The organism is Enterobacter sp. 302C9, assembly GCF_034106085.1.
GTDB classification, from domain to species: Bacteria; Pseudomonadota; Gammaproteobacteria; order Enterobacterales; family Enterobacteriaceae; genus Enterobacter; species Enterobacter asburiae_B.
In genome coordinates this window covers 61459-78136 of record NZ_JAWNBW010000006.1, presented here as the reverse complement: position 1 = coordinate 78136, position 16678 = coordinate 61459, and the positions used below count along the sequence as shown (strand labels likewise).

15 protein-coding genes are annotated in these 16678 nt (G+C 54.9%); 8 read left to right on the top strand and 7 right to left on the bottom strand.

Annotated features, from left to right (window positions below; translation table 11 throughout):
- Positions 1 to 29: 29 nt before the first annotated feature.
- Positions 30 to 1913, bottom strand: a complete 1884-nt coding sequence (locus tag UR289_RS13495) for a potassium transporter Kup (RefSeq protein ID WP_087822862.1) — start codon at positions 1911 to 1913, stop codon at positions 30 to 32.
- A gap of 77 nt (positions 1914 to 1990) precedes the next feature.
- Entirely contained in the window at positions 1991 to 3478 is a 1488-nt protein-coding gene (locus UR289_RS13490) for an MFS transporter (RefSeq protein ID WP_320710458.1), read from the bottom strand.
- A 116-nt stretch (positions 3479 to 3594) separates the two neighbouring features.
- On the opposite strand from UR289_RS13490, the gene UR289_RS13485 reads away from it, so the two are divergent.
- Entirely contained in the window at positions 3595 to 4188 is a 594-nt protein-coding gene (locus tag UR289_RS13485; RefSeq protein ID WP_045399983.1) for a TetR family transcriptional regulator, read from the top strand.
- A gap of 39 nt (positions 4189 to 4227) precedes the next feature.
- Here the strand turns inward: UR289_RS13485 and nhoA are convergent, their stop codons facing one another.
- The gene (gene nhoA, locus UR289_RS13480) at positions 4228 to 5073 is read right to left on the bottom strand and encodes an N-hydroxyarylamine O-acetyltransferase (RefSeq protein ID WP_047060954.1); all 846 of its coding nucleotides are present in this window, start codon (positions 5071 to 5073) and stop codon (positions 4228 to 4230) included.
- Between the two features lie 108 nt (positions 5074 to 5181).
- On the opposite strand from nhoA, the gene UR289_RS13475 reads away from it, so the two are divergent.
- The 3 genes from UR289_RS13475 to UR289_RS13465 all read left to right on the top strand — a co-directional run bounded on the left by UR289_RS13475 (position 5182) and on the right by UR289_RS13465 (position 6670).
- Positions 5182 to 5754 carry a flavin reductase family protein gene (locus UR289_RS13475; protein WP_033145657.1) on the top strand — a complete coding sequence of 191 codons (573 nt, stop codon included), beginning with the start codon at positions 5182 to 5184 and terminating at the stop codon, positions 5752 to 5754.
- A 126-nt stretch (positions 5755 to 5880) separates the two neighbouring features.
- Positions 5881 to 6093, top strand: coding sequence for a hypothetical protein (locus UR289_RS13470; protein ID WP_320710455.1), 213 nt, complete (start codon positions 5881 to 5883; stop codon positions 6091 to 6093).
- Between the two features lie 151 nt (positions 6094 to 6244).
- Positions 6245 to 6670 carry a DUF3828 domain-containing protein gene (locus UR289_RS13465; protein ID WP_320710454.1) on the top strand — a complete coding sequence of 142 codons (426 nt, stop codon included), beginning with the start codon at positions 6245 to 6247 and terminating at the stop codon, positions 6668 to 6670.
- A 79-nt stretch (positions 6671 to 6749) separates the two neighbouring features.
- Here UR289_RS13465 and fusA read toward each other — a convergent pair whose 3' ends face one another.
- Complete coding sequence (gene fusA, locus UR289_RS13460; RefSeq protein WP_087822648.1) at positions 6750 to 8852, bottom strand: elongation factor G; 2103 nt, start codon at positions 8850 to 8852, stop codon at positions 6750 to 6752.
- 160 nt (positions 8853 to 9012) lie between these two features.
- Between fusA and UR289_RS13455 the strand changes: the two genes are divergently transcribed.
- Complete coding sequence (locus tag UR289_RS13455) at positions 9013 to 9315, top strand: ArsR/SmtB family transcription factor (protein WP_033145659.1); 303 nt, start codon at positions 9013 to 9015, stop codon at positions 9313 to 9315.
- A gap of 68 nt (positions 9316 to 9383) precedes the next feature.
- Here the strand turns inward: UR289_RS13455 and UR289_RS13450 are convergent, their stop codons facing one another.
- Complete coding sequence (locus tag UR289_RS13450; RefSeq protein ID WP_033145660.1) at positions 9384 to 9839, bottom strand: GNAT family N-acetyltransferase; 456 nt, start codon at positions 9837 to 9839, stop codon at positions 9384 to 9386.
- A gap of 164 nt (positions 9840 to 10003) precedes the next feature.
- Here UR289_RS13450 and UR289_RS13445 point away from each other — a divergent pair, with 164 nt between their 5' ends.
- Positions 10004 to 11482: a PLP-dependent aminotransferase family protein gene (locus tag UR289_RS13445; protein ID WP_320710451.1), complete on the top strand. Its 1479-nt coding sequence runs from the start codon at positions 10004 to 10006 to the stop codon at positions 11480 to 11482.
- Between the two features lie 27 nt (positions 11483 to 11509).
- Here UR289_RS13445 and UR289_RS13440 read toward each other — a convergent pair whose 3' ends face one another.
- Both UR289_RS13440 and UR289_RS13435 read right to left on the bottom strand, forming a co-directional pair.
- Entirely contained in the window at positions 11510 to 12145 is a 636-nt protein-coding gene (locus UR289_RS13440) for a helix-turn-helix domain-containing protein (RefSeq protein ID WP_320710449.1), read from the bottom strand.
- Positions 12146 to 12266: 121 nt separating this feature from the next.
- On the bottom strand, positions 12267 to 13598 hold the full coding sequence (locus UR289_RS13435) for a 2-hydroxycarboxylate transporter family protein (RefSeq protein WP_033145663.1): 1332 nt from the start codon (positions 13596 to 13598) through the stop codon (positions 12267 to 12269).
- A gap of 404 nt (positions 13599 to 14002) precedes the next feature.
- Here UR289_RS13435 and UR289_RS13430 point away from each other — a divergent pair, with 404 nt between their 5' ends.
- Positions 14003 to 14950 carry an AEC family transporter gene (locus tag UR289_RS13430; RefSeq protein ID WP_320710447.1) on the top strand — a complete coding sequence of 316 codons (948 nt, stop codon included), beginning with the start codon at positions 14003 to 14005 and terminating at the stop codon, positions 14948 to 14950.
- Positions 14951 to 14982: 32 nt separating this feature from the next.
- Complete coding sequence (locus tag UR289_RS13425) at positions 14983 to 16668, top strand: NAD-dependent malic enzyme (RefSeq protein WP_087822652.1); 1686 nt, start codon at positions 14983 to 14985, stop codon at positions 16666 to 16668.
- Positions 16669 to 16678: the final 10 nt, after the last annotated feature.

Below are 16678 nucleotides of genomic sequence, written 5' to 3'. Positions count from 1 at the left end.
AAGCAGAGGACCTCTGCTTTCGCCAGAATCTACACGGCAACGCGTCGGCTGATTTCGACAACCCGATCGCTGGGAAGGTGATAGTGGTTGATGACGTGCGTGCAGTTGCGCTTCATGAACGCAAAGATGTGCCGTTGCCAGGCCGCCATCCCTGCCTCACCCTCGCCTGCCACAATGGTTTCATGCCCGACATACCAGGTGGCGTCATCCGTGGCGAAAAGCGCGTTAATCTCGCTGACACCCTGCAGCAAACGCGGGATGTCCGGATGTTCCATAAAGCCATACTGGGCCACGCCGTGCCAGTAGCCCGGCGCGCGCTGCTCTACCCTGATGCGTTGTTCTTCCCCCACGTAGGGCACATTCAGAATATCAATGGTAAGCGACAACACATCCTGCTGGAGCGCCCGGTTTCGCGCGACGTGCCAGCGCATGACCGGCGGGATATTGTTCTGCGTACGGGTCAAAAAGACGGCGGAGCCCGCCACTCTGGGCACCGTTTTTTGCTGAAGCTGGGCAAAGAACGCATCCACGCTGACGCCCTTCTCGCCCACCGATGCGGATACCGCCTTAATGCCGCGGTGCCAGATCAGCATCACCGTACAAATAGCGGCGGCCATCAGCAGCGGAATATAGCCGCCCTCCAGGACCTTAATCAGATTGGCAAACAAGAAGGTGGCATCAATCACCAGAAAACAGAGGGCAATCACCGCGCTGCTGGCGAGGCTCCAGCGCCACACTTCGCGCATTGCCACAAACAGCAGCCCCGTGGTCATCAGCATGGTTAACGACACGGCAATGCCGTACGCGGCGGCGAGCTTATCGGAGGATTTAAAGAACACCACCAGCCCGATGGTCACCCCCATCAGCAGCCAGTTGATTATCCCGATATAAATCTGGCCGTAGCTTTCCGCCGCCGTCTGCTTGATGCGCAATCGGGGTAACCAGCCAAGCTGTATGGCCTGGCGCGTCATGGAAAAAGCGCCGGTAATAATCGCCTGACTGGCGATGATCGTCGCCAGCGCGGCAAGAATGATGAGCGGAACCTGCAGCACCGGCGGACAGAGCGTATAGAAAAGGTTTTGTTTGCTGTCGGCACCGGCCAGAATCAGCGCTGACTGGCCGGCATAGTTGAGCAGCAGCGAAGGAAAGACGATGCCGTACCAGGCAAGCCAGATGGGCTTTTTGCCAAAATGCCCCATGTCTGCATACAGGGCCTCGGCCCCCGTCACGCAGAGAAAAACGCCGCCCAGGACCAGGAAACTGGTGTACCCGTTCGAAAACAAAAACGCGATGCCGTACGCAGGGTTGAGGGCCAGCAATACCGAGGGGTGTTGTACGATCCCCCGCACGCCCAGGGCAGCAATCGCCAAAAACCAAACCGCCATGACCGGGCCAAATATTTTCCCTATTCGCGCAGTGCCAAAAGGCTGAAGAAGAAACAGCCCCAGCAGAACCGCCACCGTCAGGGGTAATATGTACGGCTGAGATTCAGGAATGACCATCTCCAGCCCTTCAAGGGCAGAAAGCACGGAGATAGCCGGGGTTATCGCGCCGTCACCGTAAATTAAAGCGGCGCCGATAAGGGCGGAAAAAATAACCCAGCGCCCGCCTTTGCCTTTCTCCACCAGAAGCGACATTAAGGCCATGATGCCTCCCTCGCCATGATTATCAATTCGCATGGCGAAGGCGGCATATTTTATGGACGTTACCAGGATGAGTGTCCAGGTAATCAGGGAGAGCAGGCCCAGTATGACGCCGGGCGTAGGGTCATGCTCAGAGAGCGACAGCACCGTGCGGAAGGTATAAAGCGGGCTGGTGCCGATATCACCAAAAACTACGCCCAGCGCGCCCCCTGCAAGCAGGGTTAACCGGGAGAGCGGTTGGGACGGTTCACTGCTGTGGCGAGGGCTCATATTTTCCAGCAAGAGTCAGATAATCCTTTAAAAAACATAGCCCATCTGCCCCACCCGTGCCAACCGCGCGCCCTGTATTACTGCGGCTTGACCCTCGCCAGGCTGAACCAGATCCCCACTGCCAGCAACAGCAGCATTCCGCCCGCGCTGCCCAGCGCCACGCTGTGCGAGGTGATAAACGCGCTTTTCGCCGCCTCAATCACCGACTCCGCCAGCGTCGGGGTCAGATCCTGCGCCACCTTCATCGCCTCACCAATGGATGACGAGGCTTTATCTGCGAGCGAGGCGTTCAGCCCCTGCGGCAGGTCAATCGACGCCGAGAAGCTGCGGGTCAACAGCAGACCAAAGATGGCGATCCCCAGCCCGGCGCCCAGTTCATAGGACATGGTTTCAATGGCCCCCGCGGCGGCGGCTTTCTCTTTCGGCGCAGCGGCCATAATCGCCGAGGTCGAGGCCAGCAGCGCGCTGGCGGCGCTAAAGCCGAGCAGAACCATCAGGGCAGAAGCCAGCAGCTGCTGCGTGCTGAAATCAAGCATGGACAGGCCGCTAAAGCTGACGGCGCTGAGCCCCATTCCGCCAGCCGCGACGATGCGTAGCCCTAATCGCCCCACCAGCACGCCCGCGATCGGACCGCTAAACCCGCTCGCCACCATCAGCGGCAGCATGAACATTCCCGCTTCAAACGGCGTAAAGCCATGAACAAACTGCAGCTCCTGGGCCATCAGCAGCTCAAACCCGACCAGGGCAATCATGGCGGTCATCGCCATCACCACGCCGCTCAAAATGATGCGATGGCAGAACAGACGCATGTCGATCATCGGCACGCGGGCGCGGAGCTGAATACGCACGAAGATAAACAGCAGCACCGAGCCGGTAACCAGCGCGGACGCGACCACCCACGGCGACAGTGCGCCTTTGAGGGCTGTTTTTGCGCTGTAGACCAGCAGCAAAATCGCCACAATCAGCATAATGGCATGGCTGATATTCAGCGGCTGCTCCGGGCGTCCCTGCTGAGGAGGCACAAAACGCGCCGCCAGCGAAACCACCACCAGCACGATCGGTACGTTGATTAAAAACACCGAGCCCCAGTAGAAATGCTCGAGCAGCATACCGCCAATCAGCGGGCCAAACGCCGCGCCACCGGACCCCACCGCGGCCCAGACGCCGAGCGCAATATTACGATCCCGCGCGTTGATAAACAGCGTGCGGATCCCAGCCAGCGTAGCCGGAATAATCATCGCCGCGCCGATTGCCAGCGAGGCGCGCGCCGCAATCAGCCACCCTGCTGACGGGGCAAACGCTGCCGCCAGCGACGACAGGCCAAACAGCGTGCTGCCAATCATGAGCAGTCGTTTAAAGCCAATGCGGTCACCCAGGGCGCCCATCGGCAGCACCATTCCCGCCATCACCAGCGAGTAAATATCGATGATCCACAGCAATTCATTGCCGCTGGCGCCCAGCGTCATGCTCAATGTCGGCGCCGCCACGTGCAGCACCGTCGCGTCGATCGCCACCGGGATATACACCAGCACGATAATCACTAACGCTAACCACTGACGAAACATAAATTTCCTTTTCTTTTAAAACATGGACACATGTCCAGGATGCGATCCTACGTAAAGTTGAACACATGTCCAGCTTTTTGTTACACTCGTTTCATTCCCATTGAGAGTGAGTAAACATGCGATATCTGAGCAAGGATGAACGGCGGGAAGCCATCTTACAGGCCGCCATGCGCGTGGCGCTGGCTGAAGGACTGGCGGCAATGACGGTACGCCGTATTGCCGCCGAAGCCGGAGTCGCCACCGGCCAGGTGCATCATCATTTTACGTCCGGCGGCGAGCTAAAATCGCTGGCCTTCGTACGGCTAATTCGAGAGCTGCTGGATGCGGATGTCGCGGGTAAACAGGCCGGCTGGCGGGAGCAGCTTCATGCCATGCTCGGTAGCGATGACGGGAGGTTTGAGCCCTATATTCGCCTGTGGCGTGAAGCGCAGATCCTCGCCAGCCGCGATGCCGACATCAAAGGCGCCTATGTGATGACCATGGAGATGTGGCACCAGGAAACGGTGGCGCTTATCAAAGCGGGAACGGAGGCCGGGGCATTAAATCCGGGCGATCGGGCGGAAAATATTGCCTGGCGCTTGATTGGTCTGGTGTGCGGTCTTGACGGAATGTATATCTTAAACATGCCCGAAATGGACGAAGCCGCCTTTAATAACCATCTTGATAAATTAATCACGCTCGAGTTGTTTAATACGCCGTCTAAGCAGTGATGTTGCCGGGTAGCGGCGACGCCTTACCCGGCCTGCGCATTATTTCCCGGCCTGAGGATGTGTATCAAAGCCCGCCATTACCGCCGTCAGCTCCGCCAGTGAAAATCCGTGTTTTGCATCGTCAACGCCCAGCCCAAAGCGTTCCTGCATCAGCTGGTAAAGCGCCTCAGCATCCGGCAAATGGATCTGCTCTTCTACGTGACCGTTCTGCCAGTGGGTAAAGTTGAAGTTGGTTAGCGTCAGCTTGCCGCCGTCCGGCAGATGGCGACACATCAACAGATGATGACGGAAATGCGACTGCGGCCAGTGCGCCGACCAGAAATTCCCCATCACGTAATCGCTGAAATACTGCGTCGTCAGGTCAAACTGGTACATCGACTGCCAGTGCTCGTGGTGACGGAACTGCAGCACCCAGTCGTTCCCCTCGCTCAGCAGACGATACAGCCCGTGCGGCGTCTCCTGTTCTTCATTAGCGAGCAGTCGAATCGGCGCCGTCAGCGTCTGGCCGCCAAACCCCACATCGGCAATCCAGCGCTCACCGTTAAGCTCAACCAGCAGCAGACGGTGCGTGCGCGGAGGCATTTGCGGCGGATTCGCTAATACCACGCGCCCCAGCACGCTACGCACCGTAAACCCGACTTCACGCAATACGCGCTCGAACAGGCCGTTTTGCTCAAAGCAGTACCCTCCTCGATGTGCGGTGACCAGCTTGTCGACCAGACACCGATCGTCAAGCTGGATTTCGCGCGGTAGAACAACATCAATATTCTCAAAAGGGATCGCACAGTTGTGATGTAAATGCAGCGCGCGCAGGGTATCGATATCCACCCGCGTCGGTTGCACCCAGCCGATGCGGGCAAAATAGGCGGTCAGAAATGGGGACATGCATCAGTTTCCTTTGATTGAGATGTTCTGTTTATAAACTAATTTTACGCACCCACTTTGATTTACGTGCTTTTTCGTCATACTCATCGATATAGATGAGGAGATACTATGAGCCACTTTCGCCCCGTAGAATTACGTCATGCCAGCCGTCTGCTGAACCACGGCCCAACTGTGCTTATCACCAGTCGGGATGAAAGCCTCGACAGACGCAACGTGATGGCCGCCGCATGGTCAATGCCCGTTGAGTTTGAACCGCCGCGCATCGCAATAGTCGTGGATAAAAGTACCTGGTCACGCGAGCTGATTGAGCGCAGCGGGAAGTTTGGCATCGTTATCCCCGGCGTGGCGGCCGCCAACTGGACATACGCGGTCGGTAGCGTCAGCGGGCGCGATGAGGACAAATTTAACTGCTACGGGATCCCGGTCGTGAACGGTCCTGAACTTGGCCTGCCGGTGATTGAGGAAAAATGTCTGGCGTGGATGGAGTGTCGGTTATTACCCGTGACCTCAGCGGCAGAAAAATACGATACCCTGTTTGGTGAAGTGGTTTCAGCGGCAGCCGATGAACGCGCGTTTATCGCCGGGCGCTGGCAGTTTGACGGGGATAAGCTGAATACGCTGCATCATCTTGGTGCCGGGACGTTTGTCGCGAGCGGGAAGATGGTGAAGGCGCTGGATTGATTTACTTAATCATATCTTACTGAATTATAGTAAATTTCTATGGCATTTTATGTTTACCATTGCGTTTTAAAACGGAGGATATTTCCGGAGTTGCTGCATTAGCACTCTCGCGTTAAGGAAATATCAATGACATGGAATAAAGATGGCGCAATCTCGTATGCCAAATCACACGCCCAACCGAAGAGTACGGGTTATTGTGCTCACTACGTCACCGAAGCGATCAGAACGGGTGGAAGATTAAAAATCCCCAATACGCGTCTGGCAAAAGACATGGGGCGAACATTGGTCAATGCTGGATTCCGCCTGGTATACGCGATCAACCTCATGCCGGTGACATAGCCGTTATCCAGAATATTGCGGGCCACGATAGCGGGCACGTTTGCATATACGATGGTCAGCAGTGGATTAGCGATTTTGTACAACGCTCTCTGTATCCAGGACCGGCCTACCGAAACATACAGCCTCATTACGAACTGTTCAGGCATGACTAATGAAAACACTCTTCTATTTACTTTTCGCCCTGTCTCCGTTCGCTGTCGCAGATAACATTTATGCACCGGGCCAGGCGGCGCTTAAATTCAATCAATGGTATATCGCGCAGTTAGATCAGAACAAACCGCCCGTACTCAATCCGGACATTATGAATAATTACGTTGCCGCAGAGACTATCGCAGCAATTAAAGAAATGTACTCTGGCGACAGTAACGAAAAAGACATGCCAGATGCGGATATGTTTATCAAATCACAGGACTGGGATGAAGACTGGGATCAGATAACCGTCTTACATTCTGATTTTGATGCCGTTTGCACAAACGTCTATATCGCGTTTGGGAAGAAACAAGATCACGTTGTAGCAGATTGTCTCGTTCAGGAAAAAGGCGTATGGAAAGTTCGCTCGGCCACGCTGATTAAGTAACAACGTAATATGAAAGGAAACGCCCTCTGTCGCAGAGGAAAAAGCACATGGTAGCCCAACGACTACCATGTGCAGTTAATTAACTCTTCGCACGTCGTGAAATAATCTCATCCGCAACATTCCGCGGGGCTTCCGCAAAATGATGGAACTCCATCGTATACGTCGCGCGTCCCTGGGACATCGAGCGCAATGTCGTGGCATAACCAAACATCTCTGCCAGCGGCACGTCAGCGCGAATAATCTGGCTTCCGTACTGCTCTGCCATCCCCTGCACCATGCCGCGGCGGGAGGAGAGATCGCCCATAATGTTACCGGCGTACTCTTCCGGCGTTTCCACCTCCACGTGCATGATCGGCTCGAGAATCACCGGATCCGCCCTGCGGGCGCCCTCTTTGAAGCCGAGGATCGCCGCCATGCGGAACGCCATCTCAGACGAGTCGACGTCGTGATACGAGCCAAACGTCAGCGTCGCTTTGACATCAACGACCGGATAGCCCGCCAGCACGCCGCTGTTCATCGCTTCCCGCAGCCCTTTCTCAACAGACGGGATATACTCGCGCGGCACCACGCCGCCCTTGGTGGCATCTTCAAATTTAAAGCCACTCCCGGGCTCCAGCGGCTCCAGGCTCAGCACCACATGGCCGTACTGCCCTTTACCGCCGGACTGACGAACAAATTTACCTTCGATATCCTTCACCGTTTTACGCAGGGTTTCACGGTAGGTTACCTGTGGGCGGCCAATGTTCGCCTCAACGCCAAACTCACGCTTCATGCGGTCGACGATGATCTCAAGGTGTAGCTCACCCATCCCGGAGATAATGGTCTGGCCGGACTCTTCGTCAGTATGCAGGCGGAAAGACGGATCTTCCGCCGCCAGACGCTGCAGCGCGATCCCCATTTTCTCCTGATCGCCTTTGGTTTTCGGCTCGATCGCCAGCGAGATAACCGGGTCCGGGAACTCCATGCGTTCAAGCGTGATCACGGCATTCGGATCGGTGAGCGTGTCGCCGGTAGTCACATCCTTCAGCCCAACGCAGGCCGCAATGTCTCCGGCGCGCAGTTCGTCCACCTCGTGGCGATCGTTGGCATGCATCAGCACGATACGCCCGATGCGCTCTTTCTTCTCTTTCACCGGGTTGTACACCGCGTCGCCTTTGCGCAGCACGCCAGAGTACACGCGGATAAAGGTCAGTTGCCCAACGTACGGGTCACTCATCAGCTTGAACGCCAGGGCCGAGAACGGCTCATCATCGCTTGGATGACGCTCCGCGTGCTGCCCTTTTTCATCCACGCCATCAATGGCAGGCACGTCCAGCGGCGATGGCATGAGCTCAATGACCGCATCGAGCATGCGCTGCACGCCTTTATTTTTGAACGCGCTGCCGCACAGCATCGGCTGAATTTCACCCGAGATGGTGCGAATACGCAGCCCTTTGATAATTTCCGCTTCCGTCAGGTCGCCGGTTTCCAGGTATTTGTCCATCAGCTCGTCGCTGGCTTCCGCCGCCGCAGAGACCATTTTTTCCCGCCATTCCTGGGCGGTACTGACCAAATCGTCCGGCACGGGCGCATAGGTAAACACCATGCCCTGCGTCGCGTCGTCCCACAGAATGGTGCGCATCTTGATGAGATCCACCACGCCGGTGAAATGATCTTCTGCACCCACCGGGATGACAATCGGCACCGGATTGGCCTTCAGGCGCTCCTGCATCATCCGTACGACGCGGAAGAAATCGGCACCCGGACGGTCCATTTTGTTGACGAAGGCCAGACGCGGAACGTGATATTTATTGGCCTGACGCCAGACGGTTTCCGACTGCGGCTGCACGCCGCCCACGGAGTCATACACCATCACGGCGCCGTCGAGCACGCGCATGGAACGTTCCACCTCAATGGTGAAATCCACGTGCCCCGGGGTGTCAATGATGTTGATCCGGTGCGGCTCATAGCCTCTGTCCATACCCGGCCAGAAGCAGCTGACGGCCGCGGAGGTAATCGTGATCCCGCGCTCTTGCTCCTGCGCCATCCAGTCAGTGGTTGCCGCGCCATCGTGTACTTCACCCAGCTTGTGGCTCATCCCGGTGTAAAACAGGATGCGCTCAGTGGTGGTGGTTTTACCGGCATCGATATGCGCGGAGATACCGATGTTGCGATAACGTTCGAGAGGGATGGGTCGGGGCATGATATTTCCTTAGTCACTATGACTTGTCTGTGACGACCAGGATGGTCGTGCATTCGTTCGTTTGCTATAATAGTCCTATTGTACGAGTATTATCGAACTATTTTTTAACGGTTGACCTATTGTTGATATAGCTCAATCTGACGCCAAACGCAGGAAAACGATGATCCCAAACCACCCTGAAACTGAACAAATACTGCTGGAAAATGTGCTGTTTGCCCTCGGCAACCCGCTCCGGCTTGCGATCATTCGCCGTCTGGCCGATGGTAGCGAACTCAGCTGTAACGCGCTGCGCCCGGAGGATGTAGTGAAATCGACAATGACCCACCACTGGCGCGTACTGCGCGACAGCGGCGTTATCTGGCAGCGCCCGCAGGGGCGGGAGAACATGATTTCGTTGCGAAGAGAGGATCTGGATGCCCGTTTTCCAGGGCTGATGGAGATACTTTTACAAGCTAAATCATAAGGATATACCTATTATCCCCTGAAAAATGCCCCGTAAAGATGTAAGGGGCATAATGTCAGCAGAGGGGTTTATCTTACGTGCATACGATATTCAATCATTCCACTTTTCTTCGCAATCCAGTCGTACAATCGTTGCCCGCGATAGTTGGCTTCATGCGTATGCCAGTAAAGGTGACTGGCATGATGTTTTCTGGCTTCTCTCTGAACATATTCTATTAACTGTTTGCCAATGTGTTTGCCCCTTACGGCTTCGCAGACGTATAAATCTTCGAGGTAGCAGTAATCGCTCTCAGCCCATGTCGAACGGTGAAAAAGATAATGCGCAAAACCTACTACGTCTCCATTACATCGTGCCACCACGCAGAATAGCGGCTCAACGGGGCTGAAAAATCGTTGCCAGGTTCGTTCAGTAATGGTCCCGGACAGATCGACGTTGTAAAACGCCTGATATTTTCCCCATAGCGGCATCCAGCTTTCAAAATCACGTTCTTTAACTGCCTCAATTATCACGCTCGTATTATTCATATTGCCTCTTTGCTCACCCGTTTATTCGTTTCAGGAAGAGTGTATTCGCTGAATGGCACGTTTTGCCCCGCCAATTCTCGCCATCAAGGCAGACCAATTTTTCATCCTGCTGCGTGCACTATTGCTTTAGAATCAAGAGATACAGAGGGAAAGTGGACAACGTAATGTTTAAGCACGCGCAGCTAGAAACGGTTAAGACATGGATTTCCGACCCCGCTAACGGATCGCTACCGCTTCATGAAAGGATCCAGAGAGCAATACGGACGCTGATTCTGGAAGGAGTGCTATCTCACGGTAAGGCCCTTCCTGCTTCACGCGCGCTGGCGACGTCTCTCGGCGTTTCCCGGGACACCATTGAAGCGGCCTACTCCAGCCTGCATGCCGAAGGTTTTATTGAGAGACAAACAGGCAGAGGGAGCTTCGTCTCTTCCAGCGCGCGTTTTTTAAAACCCCGTCCTCGACAGCATCAGCCAACCGCTGAGATACGAAAAGCAAAACTCAGCGTCCGGGGAAAGACCGTTTATGAAAGCGGCGGGATCCGCGAGTTTTCTTCACCTCGCCCCCTTGCGCCCGGCATTCCTGAAACCCGCATGTTTCCCCTTCCGATCTGGGAGCGTCTTCAGCGACAGGTACTGAAGGAGTTTCAGCACCAGGCGTTAGAGCAAAGTCCACCCCAGGGTATAGAGCGCCTGCGACGGGCAATTGCGGAATATGTCAATCTTGAGCGCGGAACGCGTGCGAGGGCAGAACAGGTTATCGTTCTGACAAGTTCTCAACAGGCGCTTGCACTCTGTTCCCACGTGCTGATGGACGCCGGGGATGGCATTGTCATTGAAGATCCCTCCTATCAAGGGGCACACAAAGCGTTCAACGCTGCAGGGCTTCTCTGTATTCCGGTTCCTCTTGATGAAAAAGGCATCTCGGTTGACGGGCTTAATTCTCTGACCGAGCCTGCCAGGGCGATCTACCTTACGCCTTCTCATCAGTACCCCACCGGGGTGACGCTCTCTCTTGACCGACGACTGGCAGTTGTTAAATGGGCAAACCGTTACGGAGCCTGGATTATTGAGGATGACTATGACAGCGAGTTTCACTACGAAGGTAAGCCTATGGCCAGTCTTCAGGGGCTTGATACGTATAACCGGACAATTTATATCGGCACGTTCACTAAGTCTCTGTTCCCTGGGCTGCGAATTGCCTACATGATCGTTCCCTCAGAATTGACAGAGCCCTTTACCATGGCGAGGACATTAATGGATGGTCACACCGCCTCAATAACCCAGCTGACGCTGGCTAAATTTCTGGAGGGAGGCCATTTTGGCGCCTATGTTCGTAAGATGCGGAGTATTTATGTTGCTCGTCGCGACACGCTGGCAAGCATGATGGACGAATATCTCTCCGAATATGTTACCTGTGAAACGCCTGCGGGGGGAATGCAAATGCCTTGTCACCTGAAGCACGGCATATCCGAGAAAGAAATAGCCACCGCCGCCCGACGCGCGGGTGTTGATATACTTGGTCTTACCAATTTATATGCAGGTCCCCCCGCGTCCACCGGTTTTTTGATGGGATTTGCTGCTTACACGGAAAGGGAAATAGAAGACGCTGTAAAAAAACTGGCCGCAATTTTCCGTCATGTTTGATGCCGTCGACCAGTCAGCGGCGAATACTCATTCCGGGCGAGCAAGGCTATAAACAGGGATCCGCCGGGTTGTTTTGGTGAGCGTATCAAACACCTCGGCGTCGGACGTCGCGATCCTCATCCCCGTTTTGCGTAATCTCTGCACATCGGCCGCGATGCGCTGAATGCCAAACCAGAAAAGCCCGTCGAGTGCCGTCACCGACAGCCCGTTTTCCAGCGCCAGCCTGAGGCGTTCCTTCGGGGCTTTAACCTGCTGGGCAATTTGCCGGTAAGGCAGTTCATTGCATCCTTTCGCGTCACTGCGCTGGATACGCGTTTTCAGCTGATAGGTAAATTCGTCAGGTATTCCGTCGAGATCCCTTTTCAGGCTATAGACGCAGCCAAAGCGCTTGCCGTTAAACAGAACATTTTTCTGACTGAGCTGAAGCTCTTTTCTGACAACGTCTATCAGCTGGGGCGCACGGGTAAGGAGCAGCCTGAAGGGCAGCTCGAAGCTGGTGACGTAATCCACATTAAGCAACGCGAGGCGCAGCCGCTCCTCTGCACCGGACTGTTGCTCACGACACTCCTCCATCACCTCTGCCCACTGGCGCGTCAGGCGCTCCGGCTCGGCGGCTTCGGTAAGGAGATATTTTTCAATCTGATAATCAACTCTTCCGGTCATCGTGTGGTATCCCGTCGCTGTGGGTGCGGTAATTCTATACAGCGCGGTGAGTTTTATAAAGGACTGAACCGCAGCGGCACCCTGAAAATGTCGTTGCGATTCAGCATCCTGACGTTTCGGATCAGTGCGCCATTATCCAGCCCATCAGCAGCGTGGCGAAAATCACCGTCGACGCGCCGCCGATGCGGGTGGCGATCTGCGCGAACGGCATCAGCGACATCCGGTTAGACGCGGACAAAATGGCCACGTCCCCCGTTCCGCCCAGCCCGCTGTGGCAGCAGGTCACAATGGCCGCTTCCACAGGATACATATTCAGACGCGACGCGATAAAGTAGCCGCTCAGCGCCATCGCAATCACAACCGAACCGCATACCACCACGTATCCCACCGAGAAGACCGACACCACGCTTTCAAGCGGCACGTATAACATCCCGAGGCCGATCATCAGCGGCCAGACCAGCGCAGCCGAGACGAATTTATAGCAACTGTGCGCGCCCTGCTCCATTGAGGCCGGGATAACCCTGAAGTATTTACACAGGACGGCAATCAGGATCATCAGCACCGGGCCGGGAATGTGTACCAGTTTTTCAAACAATCCGCCGACGATGAAAAACGCGCACACCATCAGCAATCCACCCCCCATCAGATGAAAATCCGTCTGCTGCGTGCTTTGCGCCCCGGCAAAAAGGCTGGCGTCGTCTTTACTCCGCGTAAGCATGCCATTTCCCGAAAGCGCAGGGCGTTTCGCGCCGAGACGCGCCAGCGAGCCCGCACAAATAATGGCGAAGATATTCCCGACGACCGCAGCGGGTGCCAGCTGCGCAACGTAGACGTCCGGCGTCTGCCCCAGTATTGCCGAATAGGCCAGGGACAGCGGCAAAATCCCCTCGCCAATCCCGCCGCCGATGATGGGCACAATGATGAAGAAGAAGGTGTGGTAAGGCGTATAACCAAACAGTGAGCCCACAATGAGGCCGCTCAGCACGGCCATGCATGTTCCGGCCACCAGAGGAACAAACATGCGCATCATCCCCTGGATCAGCAGCACCCGGTTCATCCCCAGAATGCTGCCGACCACCAGGCAGGCGATGACGAAATAGAGCAGATTCGCCTCTTTCATCAGCAGATGCACGGTATCAAGGGTATGTTTCCCGAATACGCCAAAATAGACCAGCACGGAGGGGACCATCAGGCACAGGATCGCCGGGCCGCCGATATCTTTCAGCACCGGGATTTGACGCCCTACTTTGGCAAACGCGAAGCCGAGGGTCATGATGACCGCGAGTCCACCAATCATATTTTTTGGCAGCAGCCCTGCCCAGGCGGACGTCGCCACAATCGCGGCAATCCCGACGAACAGCATCAACGGGACCGTGCCCACCTCGGTATTGTTGAGCCCAAAGGCAAAACGCGAGGTCGACAGTTCAGAAGTCGGTACAGGATTATCTTTCATATAATCACCTGAATTTGTGTTCGGATAAACAGAGAAAGGAATAACTGAAACTATTCCTGATACGAATAAAAGTTTTTAAATATAAATAAAGACTTAGATGGCCTTTTCTAAAATCAGGCTCAACATGAAATTAGCACGGGCCTGCCGGGAGAAATGTGAACAATTCGGCTCTTTGCTTTTAAATAACTTAATTCAGCATTAAGTAACTAAAGTTATTTATGGCGACCATTGTCGCTTTCTTGCGTCTTATCAATATTTGATGAAAGCATTAGTTATCCAACTAAAGCAATCTTTTTGAAATTAATAAAAGCAGAGAGAGTGTGACCCTTGTCACTCCTGCCCTGCTTTCTAAGCGCTAGATTAGCGCTGCAATAAAACACATAAAATACCCTACAGGAAATACTATGCCTTCATTACTATTACAGTCACTGTTTCCGCTCGTCTTTATAATGTTACTTGGATGGCTAAGTGGAAAGCTGGGATATTCCCGGCGTGAAGATGCAAACGTTATGGCAACCGTGGTGATTCGTTTCGCCCTTCCTTTCCATCTTTTTATAGGCGCATTGCATACCGACCCGAATAAAATTAAGAACCTGACCTTTATGGCCGTTTTAGTTGTCGGTTTAATGGGGTCGTATTTACTGACGCTATTTATTTCACGCTGCGTTTTTCGCCACGATATCAAAACCAGCGCCATTCAGTCTCTGGTTTGCGCCTTTCCCGATATGGCCTACTTTGGCGCACCGGTCCTGGCGGTCTTGATTGGGCCGGAAGGATTTATCGGCGTGCTGATTGGCAATATTATTACCAGCGTTATCATGATCCCTCTGACTATCGTCCTGATTCGTATGGGTGATAAAAACGGTCAAGATGGCCTGGAGGCGCTGCACCCGGGCGCGATGATCGTACAAAACCTCATCAAGGCGGCGCGCAATCCTATCGTCTGGATCCCGGTCTCCGGCGTATTGCTCAGTCTGGCAGGCGTGCAAATTCCTTCTATTCTCAGCATGCCTATTGAGATGGTTGGAAAGGTTTCAGGCGGGCTGTCCCTGTTTGCCCTCGGCCTGTTGTTTTACGGTGAACGTCCAAAACTGAACGTGCAGACGTTTACCAACATCAGTATTAAAAACCTTATTCAGCCGGCAATGATGGCCGCCGCGGGGATCGCCTTTGGCCTGAGCCATACCTTACTGCAGCAGGTCGTCATTATTGGCGCAACGCCTTCCGCGATTGCCGCGGGGATGTTTGCCTTACGCAGCGATACCTATATTGATACCGCATCCTCTTCCATATTAATTGGCACTGCCGTCGGGGTCGTGACCGAAGGCATTATGATCTATTTTATTTCTTAATCTGCTTTATATAAAAAATTCAGGAGTTAACCATGTCCCGGAAAGAAGTTCTGTACACCCCCTATAACGGGGCCGTATTGCTGGAAAACCCGCTGTTAAATAAAGGGCTCGCATTTATTAAAGAAGAGCGTGACAATTTTAATCTGCATGGGTTATTGCCGCACAACGTTGAAACCATTGAAGAACAAACCGAGCGCGCCTGGGTGCAGTTCTGCCATTTTAAAAGCGATATTTCGCGTCATGTTTACCTGCGAAATATTCAGGACACCAATGAAACGCTCTTTTATAACCTCCTGCGTTCGCATCTCAAAGAGACGTTACCGATTATCTATACCCCGACGGTCGGTGAAGCCTGCGAGCATTTCTCCACGATTTATCGACGCGCGCGCGGCCTGTTTATTTCATGGCCGAATCGCCATCGTATTGATGAAATGCTGCAAAGCTTTTCGCGCAACGACGTTCGCGTGATTGTGGTGACGGACGGGGAACGTATTTTAGGGCTTGGCGATCAGGGCATCGGCGGAATGGGTATCCCAATTGGCAAGCTGTCGCTGTATACCGCCTGCGGCGGGATCCATCCGGCCTCTACCCTGCCGATAATGCTGGATGTCGGCACCAATAATCAGCAACACCTCGACGACCCGATGTACATGGGCTGGCGCCACCCGCGCATCAGCGACGACCAGTACGCTGAGTTTATGGATATGTTTGTCAGCACCGTTAAAGCGCGCTGGCCCAATGTGCTCCTGCAATTTGAGGACTTTGCGCAGAAAAACGCCACCAGGCTGCTTCAGCGCTACCGCGACCAGCTGTGCTGCTTCAATGATGATATCCAGGGCACGGCCGCCGTCACCGCCGGTACGCTGATGGCGGCGGCCCATGCTGCGGGCACGCGCATTCGCGACCAGCGCGTGGTCTTCCTGGGCAGCGGCTCTGCCGGATGCGGAATAGCTGAAAAAATTGTGGCGCTGATGGTGGATGACGGCCTGACCGAGCCGGAAGCGCGCAGCCGGATCTTTATGGTCGATCGCTTCGGCCTGCTGACCGACGACATGACCAACCTGCTCGATTTCCAGAAAAACCTGCTTACCGCGCGCGACGCCGTATGCAGCTGGCAGGTTGACGCGAAGAACATTTCCCTGCTGGACGTGGTGAAAAACGCGCATCCCACGGTGATGATCGGCGTTTCGGGCCAGCCGGGGCTGTTCAGCGAAGAGATTGTCAAAGAGATGCATCGCCACTGTCCGCGCCCGATCATCATGCCGCTCTCGAACCCGACCTCACGGGCGGAAGCCCAGCCGCAGGATCTTATCGCCTGGACCCAGGGGGCGGCACTGGTGGCCACCGGCAGCCCGTTCGCCCCGGTATTCTGGGAGAATGAACACTACGAGATCGCCCAGTGTAACAACGCCTATATTTTCCCGGGCCTGGGGCTGGGCGTGCTGGCCTGCAACGCGCGCCGGGTGACGGAAGAGATGCTGATGGCAGCAAGCCGCAGCCTGGCCGCGCAGTCACCGCTGGTCACCACGGAAAAAGGCGGATTGCTGCCGCCGGTAGATCAGATTGAAACGGTTTCACGCCAGATTGCCGTCGCCGTCGCCCGGGCCGCGATTGAACAGGGCGTGGCTCCGGCGATAGATGATGAGACGCTGATGGCGCGTATTGAGAAGACCTGGTGGCAGGCGGACTATGCGCCATACCGCAGGTCTGCGCTGTAAGCCTCGATCC